The sequence below is a fragment of the Alteromonas sp. ABH4_454 genome, from assembly GCF_056311775.1.
Map to the genome: position 1 here is coordinate 2,805,313 of NZ_CM149972.1, position 15,778 is coordinate 2,821,090.

General features: G+C 44.2%; 13 protein-coding genes and 1 pseudogene. 3 read left to right on the top strand and 11 right to left on the bottom strand.

Annotated elements, in window-relative coordinates; genetic code table 11:
- The 6 genes from ACYX4W_RS12220 to ACYX4W_RS12245 all read right to left on the bottom strand — a co-directional run bounded on the left by ACYX4W_RS12220 (position 1) and on the right by ACYX4W_RS12245 (position 6,552).
- The gene (locus ACYX4W_RS12220; RefSeq protein WP_476073376.1) at positions 1 to 1,167 is read right to left on the bottom strand and encodes a cupin domain-containing protein; all 1,167 of its coding nucleotides are present in this window, start codon (positions 1,165 to 1,167) and stop codon (positions 1 to 3) included.
- Between the two features lie 336 nt (positions 1,168 to 1,503).
- Positions 1,504 to 2,346 (bottom strand): adenylate/guanylate cyclase domain-containing protein, encoded by an 843-nt coding sequence (locus tag ACYX4W_RS12225; protein WP_476073377.1) that lies wholly within the window; start codon positions 2,344 to 2,346, stop codon positions 1,504 to 1,506.
- A gap of 104 nt (positions 2,347 to 2,450) precedes the next feature.
- Positions 2,451 to 3,818, bottom strand: coding sequence for an adenylosuccinate lyase (gene purB, locus ACYX4W_RS12230; RefSeq protein ID WP_476073378.1), 1,368 nt, complete (start codon positions 3,816 to 3,818; stop codon positions 2,451 to 2,453).
- 13 nt (positions 3,819 to 3,831) lie between these two features.
- Positions 3,832 to 4,458, bottom strand: coding sequence for a high frequency lysogenization protein HflD (gene hflD / locus ACYX4W_RS12235; RefSeq protein WP_334058349.1), 627 nt, complete (start codon positions 4,456 to 4,458; stop codon positions 3,832 to 3,834).
- Positions 4,458 to 5,585, bottom strand: coding sequence for a tRNA 2-thiouridine(34) synthase MnmA (gene mnmA / locus ACYX4W_RS12240; RefSeq protein ID WP_474807061.1), 1,128 nt, complete (start codon positions 5,583 to 5,585; stop codon positions 4,458 to 4,460). The genes hflD and mnmA overlap by 1 nt, the downstream gene beginning before the upstream one ends.
- A gap of 424 nt (positions 5,586 to 6,009) precedes the next feature.
- On the bottom strand, positions 6,010 to 6,552 hold the full coding sequence (locus ACYX4W_RS12245; RefSeq protein ID WP_474831826.1) for an rRNA large subunit pseudouridine synthase E: 543 nt from the start codon (positions 6,550 to 6,552) through the stop codon (positions 6,010 to 6,012).
- 514 nt (positions 6,553 to 7,066) lie between these two features.
- On the opposite strand from ACYX4W_RS12245, the pseudogene ACYX4W_RS12250 reads away from it, so the two are divergent.
- Positions 7,067 to 9,287: pseudogene (locus ACYX4W_RS12250) on the top strand (NADP-dependent isocitrate dehydrogenase).
- Between the two features lie 397 nt (positions 9,288 to 9,684).
- Here ACYX4W_RS12250 and cspD read toward each other — a convergent pair.
- Positions 9,685 to 9,903, bottom strand: coding sequence for a cold shock domain-containing protein CspD (gene cspD / locus ACYX4W_RS12255; RefSeq protein ID WP_014949330.1), 219 nt, complete (start codon positions 9,901 to 9,903; stop codon positions 9,685 to 9,687).
- A 245-nt stretch (positions 9,904 to 10,148) separates the two neighbouring features.
- On the opposite strand from cspD, the gene clpS reads away from it, so the two are divergent.
- Positions 10,149 to 10,469 (top strand): ATP-dependent Clp protease adapter ClpS, encoded by a 321-nt coding sequence (clpS, locus tag ACYX4W_RS12260; protein ID WP_118495106.1) that lies wholly within the window; start codon positions 10,149 to 10,151, stop codon positions 10,467 to 10,469.
- Between the two features lie 24 nt (positions 10,470 to 10,493).
- Positions 10,494 to 12,770 carry an ATP-dependent Clp protease ATP-binding subunit ClpA gene (gene clpA / locus ACYX4W_RS12265; RefSeq protein ID WP_474807054.1) on the top strand — a complete coding sequence of 759 codons (2,277 nt, stop codon included), beginning with the start codon at positions 10,494 to 10,496 and terminating at the stop codon, positions 12,768 to 12,770.
- Between the two features lie 163 nt (positions 12,771 to 12,933).
- Here clpA and infA read toward each other — a convergent pair whose 3' ends face one another.
- The 4 genes from infA to trxB all read right to left on the bottom strand — a co-directional run bounded on the left by infA (position 12,934) and on the right by trxB (position 15,710).
- Positions 12,934 to 13,152 (bottom strand): translation initiation factor IF-1, encoded by a 219-nt coding sequence (gene infA, locus ACYX4W_RS12270; protein WP_008844395.1) that lies wholly within the window; start codon positions 13,150 to 13,152, stop codon positions 12,934 to 12,936.
- A 75-nt stretch (positions 13,153 to 13,227) separates the two neighbouring features.
- A complete protein-coding gene (locus ACYX4W_RS12275; RefSeq protein WP_476054218.1) occupies positions 13,228 to 13,950 on the bottom strand; it encodes an arginyltransferase in 723 nt (240 codons plus the stop codon).
- Positions 13,947 to 14,693: a leucyl/phenylalanyl-tRNA--protein transferase gene (gene aat, locus ACYX4W_RS12280; RefSeq protein WP_476054217.1), complete on the bottom strand. Its 747-nt coding sequence runs from the start codon at positions 14,691 to 14,693 to the stop codon at positions 13,947 to 13,949. The genes ACYX4W_RS12275 and aat overlap by 4 nt, the downstream gene beginning before the upstream one ends.
- Before the next feature lie 51 nt (positions 14,694 to 14,744).
- Positions 14,745 to 15,710, bottom strand: coding sequence for a thioredoxin-disulfide reductase (gene trxB / locus ACYX4W_RS12285; RefSeq protein ID WP_118495102.1), 966 nt, complete (start codon positions 15,708 to 15,710; stop codon positions 14,745 to 14,747).
- Positions 15,711 to 15,778: the final 68 nt, after the last annotated feature.

The window sequence follows — 15,778 nt, forward strand, 5'->3', positions numbered from 1 at the left end:
TTAATCCTCGGCCCATTCCCAATAACCATTATTAACAAGTGTAGTTAAGGTTTCTAAAAATGTAAAAGAAGGTGCATCTTGGCAGCATGTTGCGTTCAAAACGGCACCCGATGCTAGCACTTCAAACCATTCTTTGTCACTTTTCGCAAAAGTGAACTGACTTCCGTTTACATAAAGCGCGCGCGGTAAGCCACGTTTGCCATCACAAATTAACGCGCGAATGCCGGGCGCAGGAGCAAAGCTAATGCCTGCTGCGAATTCATTTGAAATTTGCTCTAAGGTGACTTCATCGTCGAGAGGGAATTCCGGAACCCCTTGTTCGCTCATTGCTTCTAGAAGGGAGTACGTGAAATCTTCACTATTAATAGCGTCTATCAGTTGCTGTTTTAGTGCTGCAACATCGCTGGCGTTAACTAACGCGCTGCTTGATTGTATTGCTCTTCCAGCATCGGTAAAGCGGTAATTTCCAGCACCTTTATCCAGCATCATTGCCAAGCTTTCTGCCAATTGCAGGTTGTCCGGCGCGCGATAGCCCACTGAGTAGGTCAGGCTGTCTTCAATCGTAGCGCCATCATGAGGCCAGCCCGGCGGCACATATACCACATCGCCAGCTTCACAAATAACGTCAATAACAGGTTCAAAACCTTCAATTTGTCTTAGTTTCGGGTGTGGGCAAACTTCTTTGTAGTCGGCAGGATTACCTACACGCCAGCGCCTTTTTCCTTTACCTTGTACAAGGAACACATCGTATTGGTCTATGTGAGCCCCAACTCCAGCTCCATTGGTAGCGAAGCTTACCATCAGGTCGTCTAGTCGCCAGTTAGGAACAAAAGAAAAAGGTGCGAGAATTGGCGCAACGTCCGGTACATACTTATCAACGCCTTGAACAAGTAGCGTCCATTTGCCCTTGCATGCTTTTTCGAAGTCAGTAATTGGGCCTTGTTCAACGTGCCAGTTTCCTTGGTCATTACTTATGATTCGAGCGTCGACATCTGATTCTTGTGCGAGCCCTGCCAAGTCGTTTTCATCTATAGGATCTGCAAAGTTTGGAAAAAAATTCTTTATTACCACAGGCTTTTGCTGCCAGTAATGCTTTAAGAAAGTCTCCGCATTAAAACCTGCACCTGTTTGTGCATCAATAAAGTAAGTATTGTCGTTGGTGCTCATCGCATCTCTTTTTTCTAGGCCAATTTAGTGGTGTCCCCCCGCAAAGCTTAGTGAAAGTCATTACACAAAGCGCGGTTTACATATGAATAAAGCACAAGTTAGCGCAAAGCATAGACGAAAGCGTAAAAATAGAACTAAGGCGAGGTGATAGTGTAAAAGCGGCATTATCAATTATTGAAAAAGGGATTGCCACCTTATTGTCTGAAAGCTTAGGGAGAATATTGGTTAGCATTGATGATAAACATAGGCTAGCGCTCAAAGTATGAAAAAGAAAAAAATATATAGAGTAGAGATAAATGCTTGTTGCTCAAATTGTATTTTTACCCTCGTGCCTATCTAGCAGATGTAGGCACTCAATACTGCCGTTTTCACTTTAATCTTCGTGTTGTAAAGCGCTAGTGGGCCCACTTGATTTGTTAAAATCCGAATTGAGCTTTGATTACCGTTATTAGACCCACAGTTATTAGATTCATAATGTTTAACTGAACCTTCGGTTGCTGGAAGGTCACTTTTTACACTACCTGTGTTTAGCGCGTGGTAAGTTTTTTCACATATCGCAATAGTGTTAGGAGCGGTGAACTGTTCTAACATTGCTGCTTTGTTCACGGTTGCTCCCCAGATATCAAAGCCTGACGATACGCGAGAAGAGTAACCTGTCAGTAGAGCACCGGCGGCAATACCTGAACGTAGCTGACAAGACGAAGACATCAATAAAGTGTGGCTACTAACAAGATTGCGAGCCTTTATGGCAAAATCCATCGCACAGTGTGCTACGTCTTGAAGTACCCGAAAAGGTTCATGTTGATAAGCGTTGTGAAGGTAAGGTTTAGCAAAACTAGGTTCACTGCAGAACCCCACGGCAATATATTGATCGCCGTTCGTTTTTAGGGGCACGAGCGCTAAATCGTATGCTGTTTCATCAAACTGGCTAAATAGCGTTTCCACAATACCCGTGCACATAGTGTCACCGTATTGCTTTGCTAAACCTTGATAATTCGACAGGTCACAAAAAATGACAACGGCGCATTGCACTTCGTGTTTTATGCTTACAGCCTTATTATCACCGCTTTGTACATGGTCAGCATTTCGTAAGGGGTTCGGGAAAGGGGGCTTTGAAGTCAGACTGCCTTGCTCACTAGGCGTGACATGCCCGTTATCGTCATTATTGCGTAAGTCCATCTACATGCTCCCAATTAATATCCGTTTAACGGTTAAATAAAAAGTAGGTATAAAAAAACGCGGTACTCTGACCGCGTTTTTAGTGTAGTGGAAAGCGTAGGGGCTTATAACTGATCTACCAGCCTGATCGCGTCACCAATGTAAGTTGCCGGCGATAAGGCTTTCAGCTCAGCCTTAGCCGCATCCGGCATGTCTAAATTGTCGATAAACTCGGCGATAACTTCAGCATTAACTTTCTTGCCACGCGTTAACTCTTTAAGTTTCTCATAAGGCTTTTCAATACCGTAACGACGCATTACCGTTTGGATAGGCTCTGCTAATAGTTCCCAGTTATTGTCTAGCTCGTTAAGCAAGCTTTGCTCGTTAACCTCTAACTTATTAATACCTTTTAGTGTGGCTTGATAAGCGATAACTGCATATCCCACACCTACACCAAGGTTGCGAAGAACCGTTGAGTCAGTTAGGTCGCGTTGCCAGCGAGAGATTGGCAGTTTAGCAGCAAGATGGTCAAATATTGCGTTAGCCAGACCTAAGTTACCTTCTGAGTTTTCAAAATCGATAGGGTTAACTTTATGCGGCATGGTTGAAGAACCGATTTCGCCAGCAACAGTCTTTTGTTTAAAGTGACCAAGTGCAATATAACCCCAAACGTCACGATCGAAATCGATAAGTATGGTGTTAAAACGGGCAATAGCATCAAACATTTCAGCGATATAATCGTGAGGCTCGATTTGCGTAGTGAACGGGTTCCAGGTAAGGCCAAGTGAGGTAACGAACTTTTCTGAAACGCCGTGCCAGTCTACATCTTTATAAGCAGACAAGTGTGCATTGTAGTTGCCCACAGCACCGTTAATTTTTCCAAGCAGTTCAACGCCCGCAATTTGACTGCGCTGACGCTTCAAGCGAATAGCCACGTTTGCCATCTCTTTACCCATAGTAGTAGGAGAGGCTGGCTGACCGTGGGTACGGGCCATCATAGGTACATTCTGATAACGCTTAGCAAGTTCTACTAGCGCTTCGATTAATTTGTCACAGTAAGGAAGAATAACCGTTTCACGGGCTTCACGAAGCATTAGACCGTGTGAAAGGTTGTTAATGTCTTCAGACGTACACGCAAAGTGAATAAACTCGTTAACCGCACAAAGCTCACTGTTGTCTGCTACTTTCTCTTTAAGGAAGTATTCAACAGCTTTTACGTCATGATTTGTAGTGCGCTCAATTTCTTTGATGCGCATCGCATCTTCAACGCTAAATTCCGCTACTATTTTGTCTAGTAGTGCATTTGACGTGTCTGAAAAGGCAGGAACTTCTTCAATTTGTGGGTTAGTAGAAAGCATTTGTAACCAACGTACTTCTACTTCTACACGGTATTTTAACAAGCCGTACTCACTGAAAATACTGCGTAATTCTACGCTTTTGCCAGCATATCGACCATCGACAGGGGAAATTGCAGTTAACTGACTCAGTTCCACCTTAAGCTCCTCACTAGTTTATTAATCGTAGTGCTTTAACAGCACTGTTAAGAATGTGTTTGCGTTTAAATAATATATTTCTTCGTTTGCCGCCCATCTGACGCCACATCACCGCAGCCCTTACGCCCGCAAGTAAAAGGGCACGTACTTTGTGCTGATTAGCAGGTTGGCTCAAATAGTCTGGGTTGCCCGCCACCTGAATACGCGGCGCTAACGGGCTGATAATATCGCTGTAAATACTGGCTAATGAGGAAACAATTTGCGGATTTTGAAAGTCTACGTGGGCAAGCTGGCGCTGAACATGTGAAATGCGTTCACCGAGTTCCTGCATAGCTTTAGGCTTTCTGGCTAGCTTTCTTTCAAGACCTAAGATGCTTGCGATATAGCGGGTTAGCTCTGTGTCTTTTGTTGCTTGTTTGTCAGATAATTGCGCAGCAAGAGTAGTGTAACCGGTTTTTAGATTAGACAGTTGCCCAAACACCTGTTGAGGAGTTTCAGGGTCGGTAACCAGTATGCTTGATAAACTTGCTTCAATGGCTTCGTTTTCAGCAGAGCCTCGTCTGGCTAGCTGCTGCACTAGCGCAGCAGCCTGACATACCCCAGCTAGGGCCAAATTATTTTCTATATCGGTATCTAGCATCAGCGAATGTAACTCTCAATAATACCGCCACCAAGGCAGACCTCTTCACTGTAAAATACCGCCGACTGGCCAGGTGTTACCGCCTTTTGTGGTTCGTCAAACACTACTTCAATGGTGTCGTGTTCAGTTGGCGTAATAGTACAAGGGATATCCGCCTGGCGATAACGCGTCTTAACCACCGCGCGCATAGGCTCATTGAGTGTTTTTCTGTCTACCCAATGTAGCTGCTTGGCAACCAAACCTTTTGAATAAAGGCGAGGGTGATCGGCACCTTGACCAACAATAAGAACATTGCGGGCAACGTCTTTATCTACCACATACCAAGGGTCATCACCGTATTTAGCTAAACCGCCAATATGAAGGCCTTTACGCTGACCTAAAGTGTGATACATCAAACCTTCGTGTTGCCCAATTTCTTCACCTTCTGCGGTTTCGATAACGCCAGGCTGCGCTGGAAGGTAGCGGGCTAGGAAGTCTTTAAACTTACGTTCGCCGATAAAGCAGATCCCTGTTGAATCTTTCTTATCATGGGTAATAAGCCCTTGCTCTTCAGCTATTTTACGCACCAGTGGTTTTTCAATATCACCTACAGGGAAAAGGGTTTTAGCAACGTGTTCTTCACCTAGCGTATACAAGAAGTAACTTTGGTCTTTGTTGTTGTCGAGACCGCGCAACATCTGCCATTTACCGTCTACCTCACGGCGGCGAACATAGTGTCCTGTGGCTATATAGTCTGCACCAAGATCTTCTGCAGCGAACTCAAGAAACGCTTTAAACTTAATTTCTTTGTTGCACATAATATCTGGGTTAGGAGTTCGGCCTGCTTTGTATTCTTCTAAAAAATACTCAAATACGTTATCCCAGTATTCTGCAGCAAAGTTGATGGTGTGCAGCTCAATGCCTAGCTTGTCAGCAACCGCTTGCGCATCTTTTAAATCTTCCGCAGCGGCGCAGTACTCATCGTTATCATCTTCTTCCCAGTTTTTCATAAAAAGACCTTCAACCTGGTATCCCTGCTGTTGAAGCAGGTAGGCTGAAACAGACGAATCGACACCGCCGGACATGCCGACGATCACTTTTTTGCTGGCGTTAGATTCAATATCACTCACTACAGATTGCACACTCATTTGATTAATAAAAAAGAAACCTTATTTGTTAATGGGGTCATGCATTAACATATTTATGAATTTGCCAATACACTAACTCATTGGGTGGGCTATTCCACCAAGCTGCTATCCACCAAGCTACTAAGCAAGCTGCAACATGAGCTTCACCGTAAGCTTTACAGTAAGAAAGCACGAACAAACAGGCCCGTTTTCGAGGTCGCGGATTTTATCAGATTCCGATCGGTAATTCACATCTAATCCTTATCTGATTAAGTAATTAAATATGTACATGGACATGCTTGGTTCTTAACGCATAAATGTTTCCATGCGTAAATAAGCACCACTAGGTACAACTATGCCTATCGGTTGATATATTTCCAGACTCTTGGTGCCACATTAGTGTGGTCGTCAAAGGTGAATTCAAGTATCGGATTTGCTTTTATAATCAAAAGCTCACGTACTTACCATTTTCAATGCCATCTATGGTCCAGCTGCCTACTCGATATCTTATAAGGCGAAGGGTAGGGAAACCTACGTGTGCGGTCATACGCCTGACTTGTCGGTTTCTGCCTTCTGTGATGGTAATTGATACCCAGCTAGTTGGAATAGATTGTCTGAAACGCACAGGTGGGTTTCTTGGCCATACATCGGGCTGCTGCATTGCTTTTACTTTAGCTGGGCGGGTCATGCCGTCTTTTAATTCAACACCATCGCGTAGCGCCTGCATGGCTTTTTCGTCCATGACACCTTCAACCTGCACCCAATAGGTTTTACTGGTCTTAGCTTTAGGGTTTGCCAGTTTGTGTTGAAGCTTACCATCATTAGTCAGTACTAAAAGGCCTTCAGAATCTCGGTCTAGGCGGCCCGCAGCGTAAACATCGGGAATATCAATATAATCTTTTAGCGTCTCTCTACCGTCCGCGTCGGTAAATTGAGAAAGAACTTGAAAGGGCTTGTTAAACAGCACCACTTTGGCGTTTGAAGACATGTTACTTCCGCTTGTTGCTTGTCGAGATTTCGGAGGGGATTTTACTTCAAATCAAATTAACGCGCTTGAGAAAATTCAGCACAAATAGACGTTTCTGCACAGTAGTTTGTCGATAAATTCGGTGATCTTATGTGCTAAGACAATGGTATGACTTGTAACTCAAACTTTCGACCCTATACTAATGGTCGCTCCCATTTTTATAAGAGAGCGCATCTGCATAATTATTAGACAGTTTTAGCAGTGACAAGCGGGCTTGCTTGTACATCAGACCTCGCCGCTTTACGTAACTATTAAGTTATGCGCATGGCAACGAGGGGCTTATTGCTAACATAGGGAATTGAATAATATGCAGGGAAGAAAACAGCAAGTGACCTAATGCTTAATAAAAGCAAAAGGTGGAAAACATCAAATACGTATCGCAATGACTGTGGGCGTAACATGACACATGTTACGGGTTGTTGCGACCTAATGGACTAAAAACGACAGTACCCTGTCGAAAAAATTGAGGTATATAATGACCAAGTCTAAGATCATCTATACGAAGACTGATGAAGCGCCAATGCTGGCGACTTACTCACTTCTTCCAATCATCCAGAAGTTTGCCGCAGCTGCAGATATCGACGTTGAGCTAAGCGATATTTCATTGGCTGCGCGTGTTTTGGCAAATTTCCCTGAGTATCTTTCTGAAGAACAAAAAGTGCCAGACGCGTTAGCTGAACTGGGTGAGATGACCCAAGACCCGAATGCTAACATCATCAAGCTTCCAAACATCAGTGCCTCAATTCCTCAGCTTCGTGCAACGATCAAAGAATTAAATGATAAAGGCTTTAACGTACCAGCGTTCCCTGATTCACCTAAAAATGCTGAAGAAGAAGAGATTCGTGAGCGTTACGGTAAGGTACTAGGTAGTGCGGTTAACCCAGTACTGCGTGAAGGTAACTCTGACCGTCGTGCGCCTACTGCTGTTAAAAATTATGCGCGTAAGCACCCGCATTCAATGGGTGAGTGGTCTCAAGCGTCTCGTTCACACGTAGCGCACATGCGCGGCGGTGATTTCTACTCTGGTGAGAAGTCAGTGACAGTAGAAAAAGACGGTCACGTTAGCATTGAATTTACTGGCAAAGATGGCAGCAAGAAAACACTTAAGCCTCGCGTAGACTTGCTTGCTGGCGAAGTGATCGACGGCATGTTCATGAGCAAAAAAGCGCTTTGCGAGTTCTTCGAAGAGCAAATTGAAGATGCGAAGAACACAGGCGTTCTATTCTCACTACACGTAAAAGCGACCATGATGAAGGTGTCTCACCCAATCGTGTTTGGTCACTGTGTAAAAGTATTCTACAAAGATCTATTCAACAAATGGGGCGACCTGTTTGAAGAGCTTGGTGTTAACCCTAACAACGGTCTTGGTAGCGTTTACGACAAAATTGCGAGCCTACCTGAAAGCCAGCGCTCAGAAATTCAAAAAGACATCAATGCATGTTATGCAGACCGTCCGCCAATTGCGATGGTTAACTCTGACAAAGGTATTTCAAACCTACACGTACCAAGTGACGTAATTGTAGATGCGTCTATGCCTGCAATGATCCGTAACTCTGGTCAAATGTGGGGACCAGATGGAAAGGCGCACGATACTAAAGCGGTTATTCCTGAAAGTACTTACGCCACTATTTACCAAGAAGTTATTAACTTCTGTAAGACACATGGTGCATTCGATCCAACTACAATGGGTACCGTACCTAATGTTGGTCTAATGGCGCAAAAAGCAGAAGAATACGGTTCACACGATAAAACGTTTGAACTAGACGCCGACGGTACTGTGTCAATTGTTGACCAAGACGGTAACGTTCTTATCTCTCACGATGTTGAAGAAGGTGATATCTGGCGTATGTGTCAGGTGAAAGATGCACCTATTCAAGATTGGGTTAAACTAGCGGTAACCCGTTCACGTCAATCTGGTATGCCTGCAGTATTCTGGCTAGATGACGAGCGTGCTCACGATGCGCAACTTATCAAGAAAGTTGAAAAGTACCTTCAAGACCACGATACAAACGGTTTGGACATTCAAATTATGTCTCCTGTACGCGCTATCCGCTACAGCATGGAACGTGCGCTTCGCGGTTTAGACACTATTTCAGTAACTGGTAACGTACTTCGTGACTACCTAACTGACTTATTCCCAATTCTAGAGTTGGGTACAAGCGCTAAGATGCTATCAATTGTTCCATTAATGGCTGGCGGCGGTCTTTATGAGACAGGTGCGGGTGGTAGTGCACCTAAGCACGTACAACAGTTTGTTGAAGAAGGTCACCTGCGTTGGGACTCACTAGGTGAATTCCTTGCATTAGCAGTATCGCTAGAAGACGTCGCAATCAAGCACAGCAATACAAAAGCAAAAGTTATTGCTACAGCGCTTGATAAAGCAACTGAGAAGCTTGCTTAACAATGGTAAGTCGCCACTTCGTAAAGCAGGTCAGCTAGACAACCGCGGTAGCCATGTTTACCTAGGTCTATACTGGGCTGAGGAAGTAGCGAACCAAACTGAAGATGCTGACCTAGCAGCGCAGTTTAAGCCAGTGTATGAAGAGTTATCTGCAAAAATTGATGACATCTTGGCTGAGATTGATGCGACTCAAGGTAGCGCGCAAGAAATTGGTGGTTACTACTACCCAGACGAAGACAAGCTTTTCGCAACAATGTCTCCTAGCCAGACATTAAAAGCGATTCTTGGCGCATAATAGTAGTGTTTAGACGCGGCTGTATGATTGCATCCGCGTAAACGTATCTACAAATAATTAAAAAGCCCGCTTAAATATTTAAGCGGGCTTTTTTTATGCCGCTTACAAATTGGGGCTGGTATTAAAAGTACGCAACTAAAAAACAACAGTCTTAGCAGCCTGTAACTATTAGCTCGCGCAAGCTAAAGAGAAATATTGTTTGTCTTAAAAATTTATAACAAGACAGAAAAGAGAGGTGAAGGCCCTAGGGATAGGAAGTTTGAGAATACTGTATAAGAAGATTTAAAGACGACAAAGCACCTGACGCCAAACCGCGCCCATAACACTTATACATAGCAAAACTTAAAGCAAAAAAATCAAAAGCCCGACACGAGGGTCAGGCTTTTTAAATTCTTTTTTAACGCTCTGGTTCTTCTTTGAAGCCAATGTTCTCAGCGTGAAGACCTTTAGGGCCCTGCTGAACTTCGAACGTTACTTCCTGACCTGCTTTTAGCGAACGATAGCCTTCCATTTGAATCGTAGAGTAATGTGCGAAAATATCTTCACCACCATCCTCAGGCACGATAAATCCAAAACCCTTTGCGTTGTTAAACCATTTAACTTTGCCAACCGCCATACTTCGACTTCCTCTTAATCCTTGAACTCACGAGTATATGTCCCCATTATAGATCCGGAGACACGGTGGAAAGAGTATTCACTATAGCAACTATAAAGTGACTGCTTTAGAGTGACAAACGTGTAATACTCAAAACCACTATACAAAATGTAGATTTTTTAACCATATTATGTCAAGGGCAAATGTGAATAAATTTAGACAAAAGTTTGTACACATATGTGCCGGTATACCACTATTATTAAGTTATGAGTAAAGACAACGCTATTAGTATCGAAAAGGAAAAACAAAAAGACGCGCAGCGACAAAAGCCGCAGCCGCCTCCCATGTATAAAGTGTTGTTGAACAATGACGACTATACACCGATGGATTTTGTCATTGAGGTACTCAAAAAGTTTTTCAATATGGACGATGAGAAAGCCAACCAACTTATGCTGACCGTTCATTATCAAGGAAAAGCCGTGTGTGGCATTTTTACTGCTGAGATAGCAGAGACAAAAGTGATGCAGGTTAATCAGTACGCACGCAAACATCAGCATCCGTTGATGTGCACGATGGAGCAAGCATAAGGTTTTTTGTAGAGGGCGAGCAATATGTTAAATAAAGAATTAGAACAAACGTTAAACGATGCGTTTGTATTTGCCAGAGAGCACCGTCACGAGTTTATGACGGTAGAGCACTTGTTGTTGGCATTGCTTGATAACTCAGCTGCTCGCGATGCGCTCAAAGCGTGTGGTGCCGATATTGAGGCAATCAAAAGCGAACTGTTATCGTTCGTTAAAGACACCACGCCACTCATCTTAGATGACCAATTAAACGAACGAGAAACGCAGCCAACGCTGGGCTTCCAACGCGTATTACAGCGCGCGGTATTTCACGTGCAGTCGTCGGGCAAAGACGAAGTAACCGGCGCCAACGTTCTAGTGGCTATTTTTAGCGAACAAGAATCGCAAGCGGTATACATCCTCAAGAAAGCTGATGTAACTCGTCTAGATGTTGTGAACTTCATCAGTCACGGCGTTAGTAAAGCTGATGACGATGAGCCCGTTAATCCTGAAGCTTCTGAAGAAGGTGAGTCGGGTGAAGAGGGAGGTTCTGCATTAAGCAAATACGCCACTGATCTAAACCGCCACGCTAAAGACGGTAAAATTGACCCGCTCATTGGCCGCGATTCAGAAGTAGAACGCACAATTCAAATTCTGTGTCGTCGCCGTAAAAATAATCCACTGCTTGTAGGTGAAGCCGGTGTAGGTAAAACTGCGATTGCCGAAGGTCTAGCTTATAGGATTGTAAACGACGATGTGCCCGAAGTTATCGCAGAGAGCACAGTGTATTCACTTGATTTGGGCGGTCTTCTTGCCGGTACTAAATATCGCGGTGATTTTGAAAAGCGTTTAAAAGCTATTTTGAAAGAGCTTGGCAAAGATAAACACGCAATCCTATTCATTGATGAAATTCATACCATCATTGGTGCTGGAGCGGCGTCAGGCGGCGTAATGGATGCGTCTAACTTGCTTAAGCCTAAGTTATCTAGCGGTGAACTTCGCTGCATTGGTTCGACGACTTATCAAGAGTACCAAGGTATATTCGAAAAAGATCGCGCCCTTGCTCGTCGCTTCCAAAAAGTAGATGTGACTGAGCCAAGTGTGAGCGATACGACTAAGATACTACTTGGGCTTAAGAGTCGGTATGAAGAGCACCACAATGTGCGCTTTACACAAAAGGCGATTCAGGCGGCCGCTGAACTGTCAGCTAAGTACATCAATGAGCGTCATCTTCCAGATAAAGCTATTGATGTTATGGACGAAGCCGGCGCGAGCCAGCGTCTATTGCCACCGTCAAAACGCAAGAAGACAATTAATGTAGGCGATATTGAGCAAATTATTGCAAAAATGGCGCGTATTCCTGAGAAATCTGTATCGGCTTCTGATAAAGAAGTGCTTAAGAACCTAGGTCGCAACCTTAAGATGGTTGTGTTCGGTCAGGATAAAGCCATAGAGACGCTAAATGACGCTATTTTGTTATCGCGCTCAGGTTTAGGCAATGAAGCAAAACCTATTGGTAGTTTCTTGTTCGCTGGCCCTACCGGGGTAGGTAAGACAGAGGTAACACAACAACTGGCGAAAACCATGGGCGTTGAGCTAGTGCGTTTTGATATGTCTGAGTACATGGAGCGCCACGCAGTTAGCCGTCTTATTGGTGCTCCTCCAGGCTACGTAGGTTTTGATCAAGGTGGTTTGTTAACAGACGCGGTAATAAAGAATCCGTACTCTGTCGTGCTGTTAGATGAGATTGAGAAAGCACATAGCGATATATACAACATCCTTCTGCAAGTCATGGATCACGGTACGTTGACTGATAACAACGGCCGTAAAGTAGACTTCAGAAATGTGGTATTGGTAATGACTACCAACGCAGGTGTGCAGGAAACGGTGCGTAAGTCTATTGGTTTTAAACAGCAAGACCACAGCCACGATGCAATGTCTGAAATCAACAAGGTGTTTACCCCTGAGTTTAGAAACCGTCTCGATGGCATTATTTGGTTTAATCACCTTGATCCAGAGATTATTCTACAAGTGGTTGATAAATTCATTATCGAGCTTCAGGCACAGCTTGACGTTAAAGGTGTGTCGCTAGAGGTAACCAGTGCTGCACGTGCTTACATGGCCGAGAAGGGCTATGACAAAGCGATGGGCGCACGTCCTATGGCTCGGGTTATTAAAGACGACCTTAAGAAAGAGCTGGCGAATGAATTATTGTTCGGCGAGCTATCTAAAGGCGGAAATGTGAAAGTAGATTGTGTTGATGACAAGCTTACCTTCGAATACTCAGGCGTTGATGCTAAGTCTGAGGAAGCAGAACCAAGCTAGAACAGCACGTTAATGCTGAACAGTGACCGAACGTAGCGTTAGGCAATACAACTGGGGTTGTTTATCTTAGCGCTACAGTTTCTTTTTGACGCTGTAACCACCAGATACGAAAAAGCCCGATATTCATCGGGCTTTTTTTATGCGTTACCGCTTAAATGGCTCATTATCTTGCGCGATAAATGATACGACCTTTGGTCAAATCATAAGGAGTCATCTCAACAGTGACCTTATCGCCAGTAAGAATACGGATATAGTTCTTACGCATTTTACCAGAGATGTGTGCAGTCACTACGTGACCGTTTTCTAGTTCAACGCGGAACATAGTGTTAGGTAGTGTGTCCAACACAGTACCTTCCATTTCAATACAATCTTCTTTTGCCATGTAAAGCAGTTACCTCAGTAATTCAAAATTTTTGCCGCGCAGACCTTACCCAATCTTGGGTTCGGTGTAAAGCAATTAAGTGTCTATTTTACTATTTTTGCTAAATAGATGCCATTCATTGTCACTAAACTGCTCAAATGGCAAAAATTTATGTTTGTAAGACATTTTTTTACAGCCATCTACGTAGTACCCCAGATAGACGTATCGATGGCCTAAAACCTTAGCTTGCTCAATCTGCATCAATATCATCCAGGTACCCAAAGAGGCTGAACTATAGTCGGGGTCAAAAAACGTGTAAAGCGCAGATAGCGCCCCCATGTGTTCGTTGGCATCGACGATATCAGTAACGGCTACAGCAATAAGCTTGTCACCATCATAGGCCTCTAAATAATGTGTTGTCATCCACTTACACAATACGAAATTATCAAACTGTGTTTTAGATGGCGGATACATACTGCCATCTGCATGGCGCTCTGTAATATAGCGTTCATATAGGGGGTAGTAAGTTGATTTGGTTTTATCGACGAGCTTAACACTAAACCCTTTATTATTTTTAAGTAGTCGCTTCTGACTACGAGAAGGTGTGAAATCGTGAACCGGTATTCGCACAGATTTACACGCTTGGCAGGCAGGACAGTGGGGGCGGTAAATTTGCTCGCCGCTTCGACGAAAGCCCGCTTGTATCAGTTGTGAATATCGCCACGCCTGAAAATCATTATCTTCGGCGTACACTAACAACTGCTCTTGTTCATCAGGCAAATAGCTACATGAAAATGACTGCGTTATACCAAACTTCACGGAGTAATCACTCTTGGCTTCCAACGATTAAGGTAGTCTTCAGACAGCCTACCGTCTTCGGTTAAAGTGTGGTTGTTTTTTTCCAGTTTTTCAATAAAGTTGTCGCGATGCAACACGGTAGCGCCCAGTGATGACAAATGATCAGTGGGAAGCTGGCAATCGATAAACGCCATGTTTTGCGATTTCATATGTTCGACCAACGCCAGCATGGCAAGCTTAGATGTGTTGCTTTCAATGTGGAACATAGACTCGCCGCAATAAACTTTCCCAATTCCCACGCCATACAGCCCGCCAACTAGCGAATCTCCACTCCATACTTCTACCGAGTGCGCTAAACCCAAACCATTCAGCTGCCGATAGGCGCCAATCATGTCGTCGGTAATCCAGGTTTCGCTGTTCAATTCACCCGTGTTAGGGTTCTTACGAGGTGTTGATGAACACGCTTCTATCACACGGTCGAACGCATGATTCAAGGTAACTCGATACTTCTTCTTACGAGCGAGTTTCTTAAGGCTTTTCGATGCAACAAAATTGTCGAGTTCGATAATGGCTCTTGGGTCAGGTGACCACCACAACAAAGGTTCGTCGTCGCTAAACCAGGGGAAAATTCCCTGCGAATAAGCTGAAAATAAACGGGCTGGGCTGAGGTCGCCACCAAACGCTAACAGGCCGTTAGGATCTTCCAATGCGGTATCGACAGAAGGGAAGGGAGCGCCTTCTTCTATGTAGTGTAACGCTATCATAATTCAGCCAGAAAAAAGCCCTACAGGAATGTAGGGCTTAGGTATAGAGTATTAACCTTGCTCAGGCATGGTACCGTCTAGGTACTTTTCGGCGTCTAGCGCAGCCATACAGCCAGTTCCGGCTGATGTAATAGCTTGACGGTAAATGTGATCGCTCACGTCACCCGCGGCAAATACACCTTCAACGCTAGTTTGAGTTGCGTTTCCGTTAGTGCCACTATTCACTACGATATAGCCGTCTTTCATTTCAAGCTGGCCATCAAAGATATCAGTGTTTGGCTTGTGGCCGATAGCTACGAAAAGACCCATAACATCAATCTCTTCTGTCGCCTCACTGTTAGTATCTTTGATACGAACTTTGGTTACGCCCATCTCATCACCAAGCACTTCATCAAGGGTGCGATTTAGGTGAAGGACCACGTTGCCGTTTTCAGCTTTTTCGCGAAGACGCTTCTCTAGAATTTTTTCACTTCTAAAGCTGTCTCTTCTGTGAATAACGTGTACTTCTGAAGCAATGTTCGAAAGGTATAGTGCTTCTTCAACAGCCGTGTTACCACCACCGATAACCGCTACTTTTTGGTTGCGGTAGAAGAAGCCGTCACAGGTTGCACAGGCAGATACACCTTTACCCATAAAGGCTTGTTCTGACTCTAGGCCTAGGTATTTAGCAGAGGCACCTGTTGCAATAATTAATGCGTCACAGGTATACGTACCGCTGTCACCGTAAAGAGTGAAAGGGCGCTTTGAAAAGTCAGTTTTGTTGATATGATCGAAAATAATTTCGGTATCAAACTTTTCTGCATGCTTTTGCATACGAACCATTAGGTCAGGACCTGTAAGTCCTTCTGGATCGCCCGGCCAGTTTTCTACTTCAGTGGTGGTAGTAAGCTGTCCGCCTTGTTGAATACCAGTTAACAATACAGGTTCAAGGTTTGCACGTGCAGCGTAAACCGCCGCTGAATAACCCGCAGGGCCTGAACCTAAGATAAGTAGACGGACGTGTCTGCTTTCTGCCATTTTCCTCTCCAAATAATTCACCCGTTATGGGTTACTTATAAAATTCTCTTAGAAAGCTAGGTAGGGGC

Excerpts from the sequence above, each read along its gene's own strand:
- ACYX4W_RS12220 (WP_476073376.1), bottom strand. The coding sequence starts at position 1,167 with ATGAGCACCAACGACAATACTTACTTTATTGATGCACAAACAGGTGCA.
- ACYX4W_RS12225 (WP_476073377.1), bottom strand. The coding sequence starts at position 2,346 with ATGGACTTACGCAATAATGACGATAACGGGCATGTCACGCCTAGTGAG.
- hflD (WP_334058349.1), bottom strand. The coding sequence starts at position 4,458 with ATGCTAGATACCGATATAGAAAATAATTTGGCCCTAGCTGGGGTATGT.
- mnmA (WP_474807061.1), bottom strand. The coding sequence starts at position 5,585 with ATGAGTGTGCAATCTGTAGTGAGTGATATTGAATCTAACGCCAGCAAA.
- ACYX4W_RS12245 (WP_474831826.1), bottom strand. The coding sequence starts at position 6,552 with ATGTCTTCAAACGCCAAAGTGGTGCTGTTTAACAAGCCCTTTCAAGTT.
- cspD (WP_014949330.1), bottom strand. The coding sequence starts at position 9,903 with ATGGCGGTTGGCAAAGTTAAATGGTTTAACAACGCAAAGGGTTTTGGA.
- clpS (WP_118495106.1), top strand. The coding sequence starts at position 10,149 with ATGAGTAAAGACAACGCTATTAGTATCGAAAAGGAAAAACAAAAAGAC.
- clpA (WP_474807054.1), top strand. The coding sequence starts at position 10,494 with ATGTTAAATAAAGAATTAGAACAAACGTTAAACGATGCGTTTGTATTT.
- infA (WP_008844395.1), bottom strand. The coding sequence starts at position 13,152 with ATGGCAAAAGAAGATTGTATTGAAATGGAAGGTACTGTGTTGGACACA.
- aat (WP_476054217.1), bottom strand. The coding sequence starts at position 14,693 with ATGATAGCGTTACACTACATAGAAGAAGGCGCTCCCTTCCCTTCTGTC.
- trxB (WP_118495102.1), bottom strand. The coding sequence starts at position 15,710 with ATGGCAGAAAGCAGACACGTCCGTCTACTTATCTTAGGTTCAGGCCCT.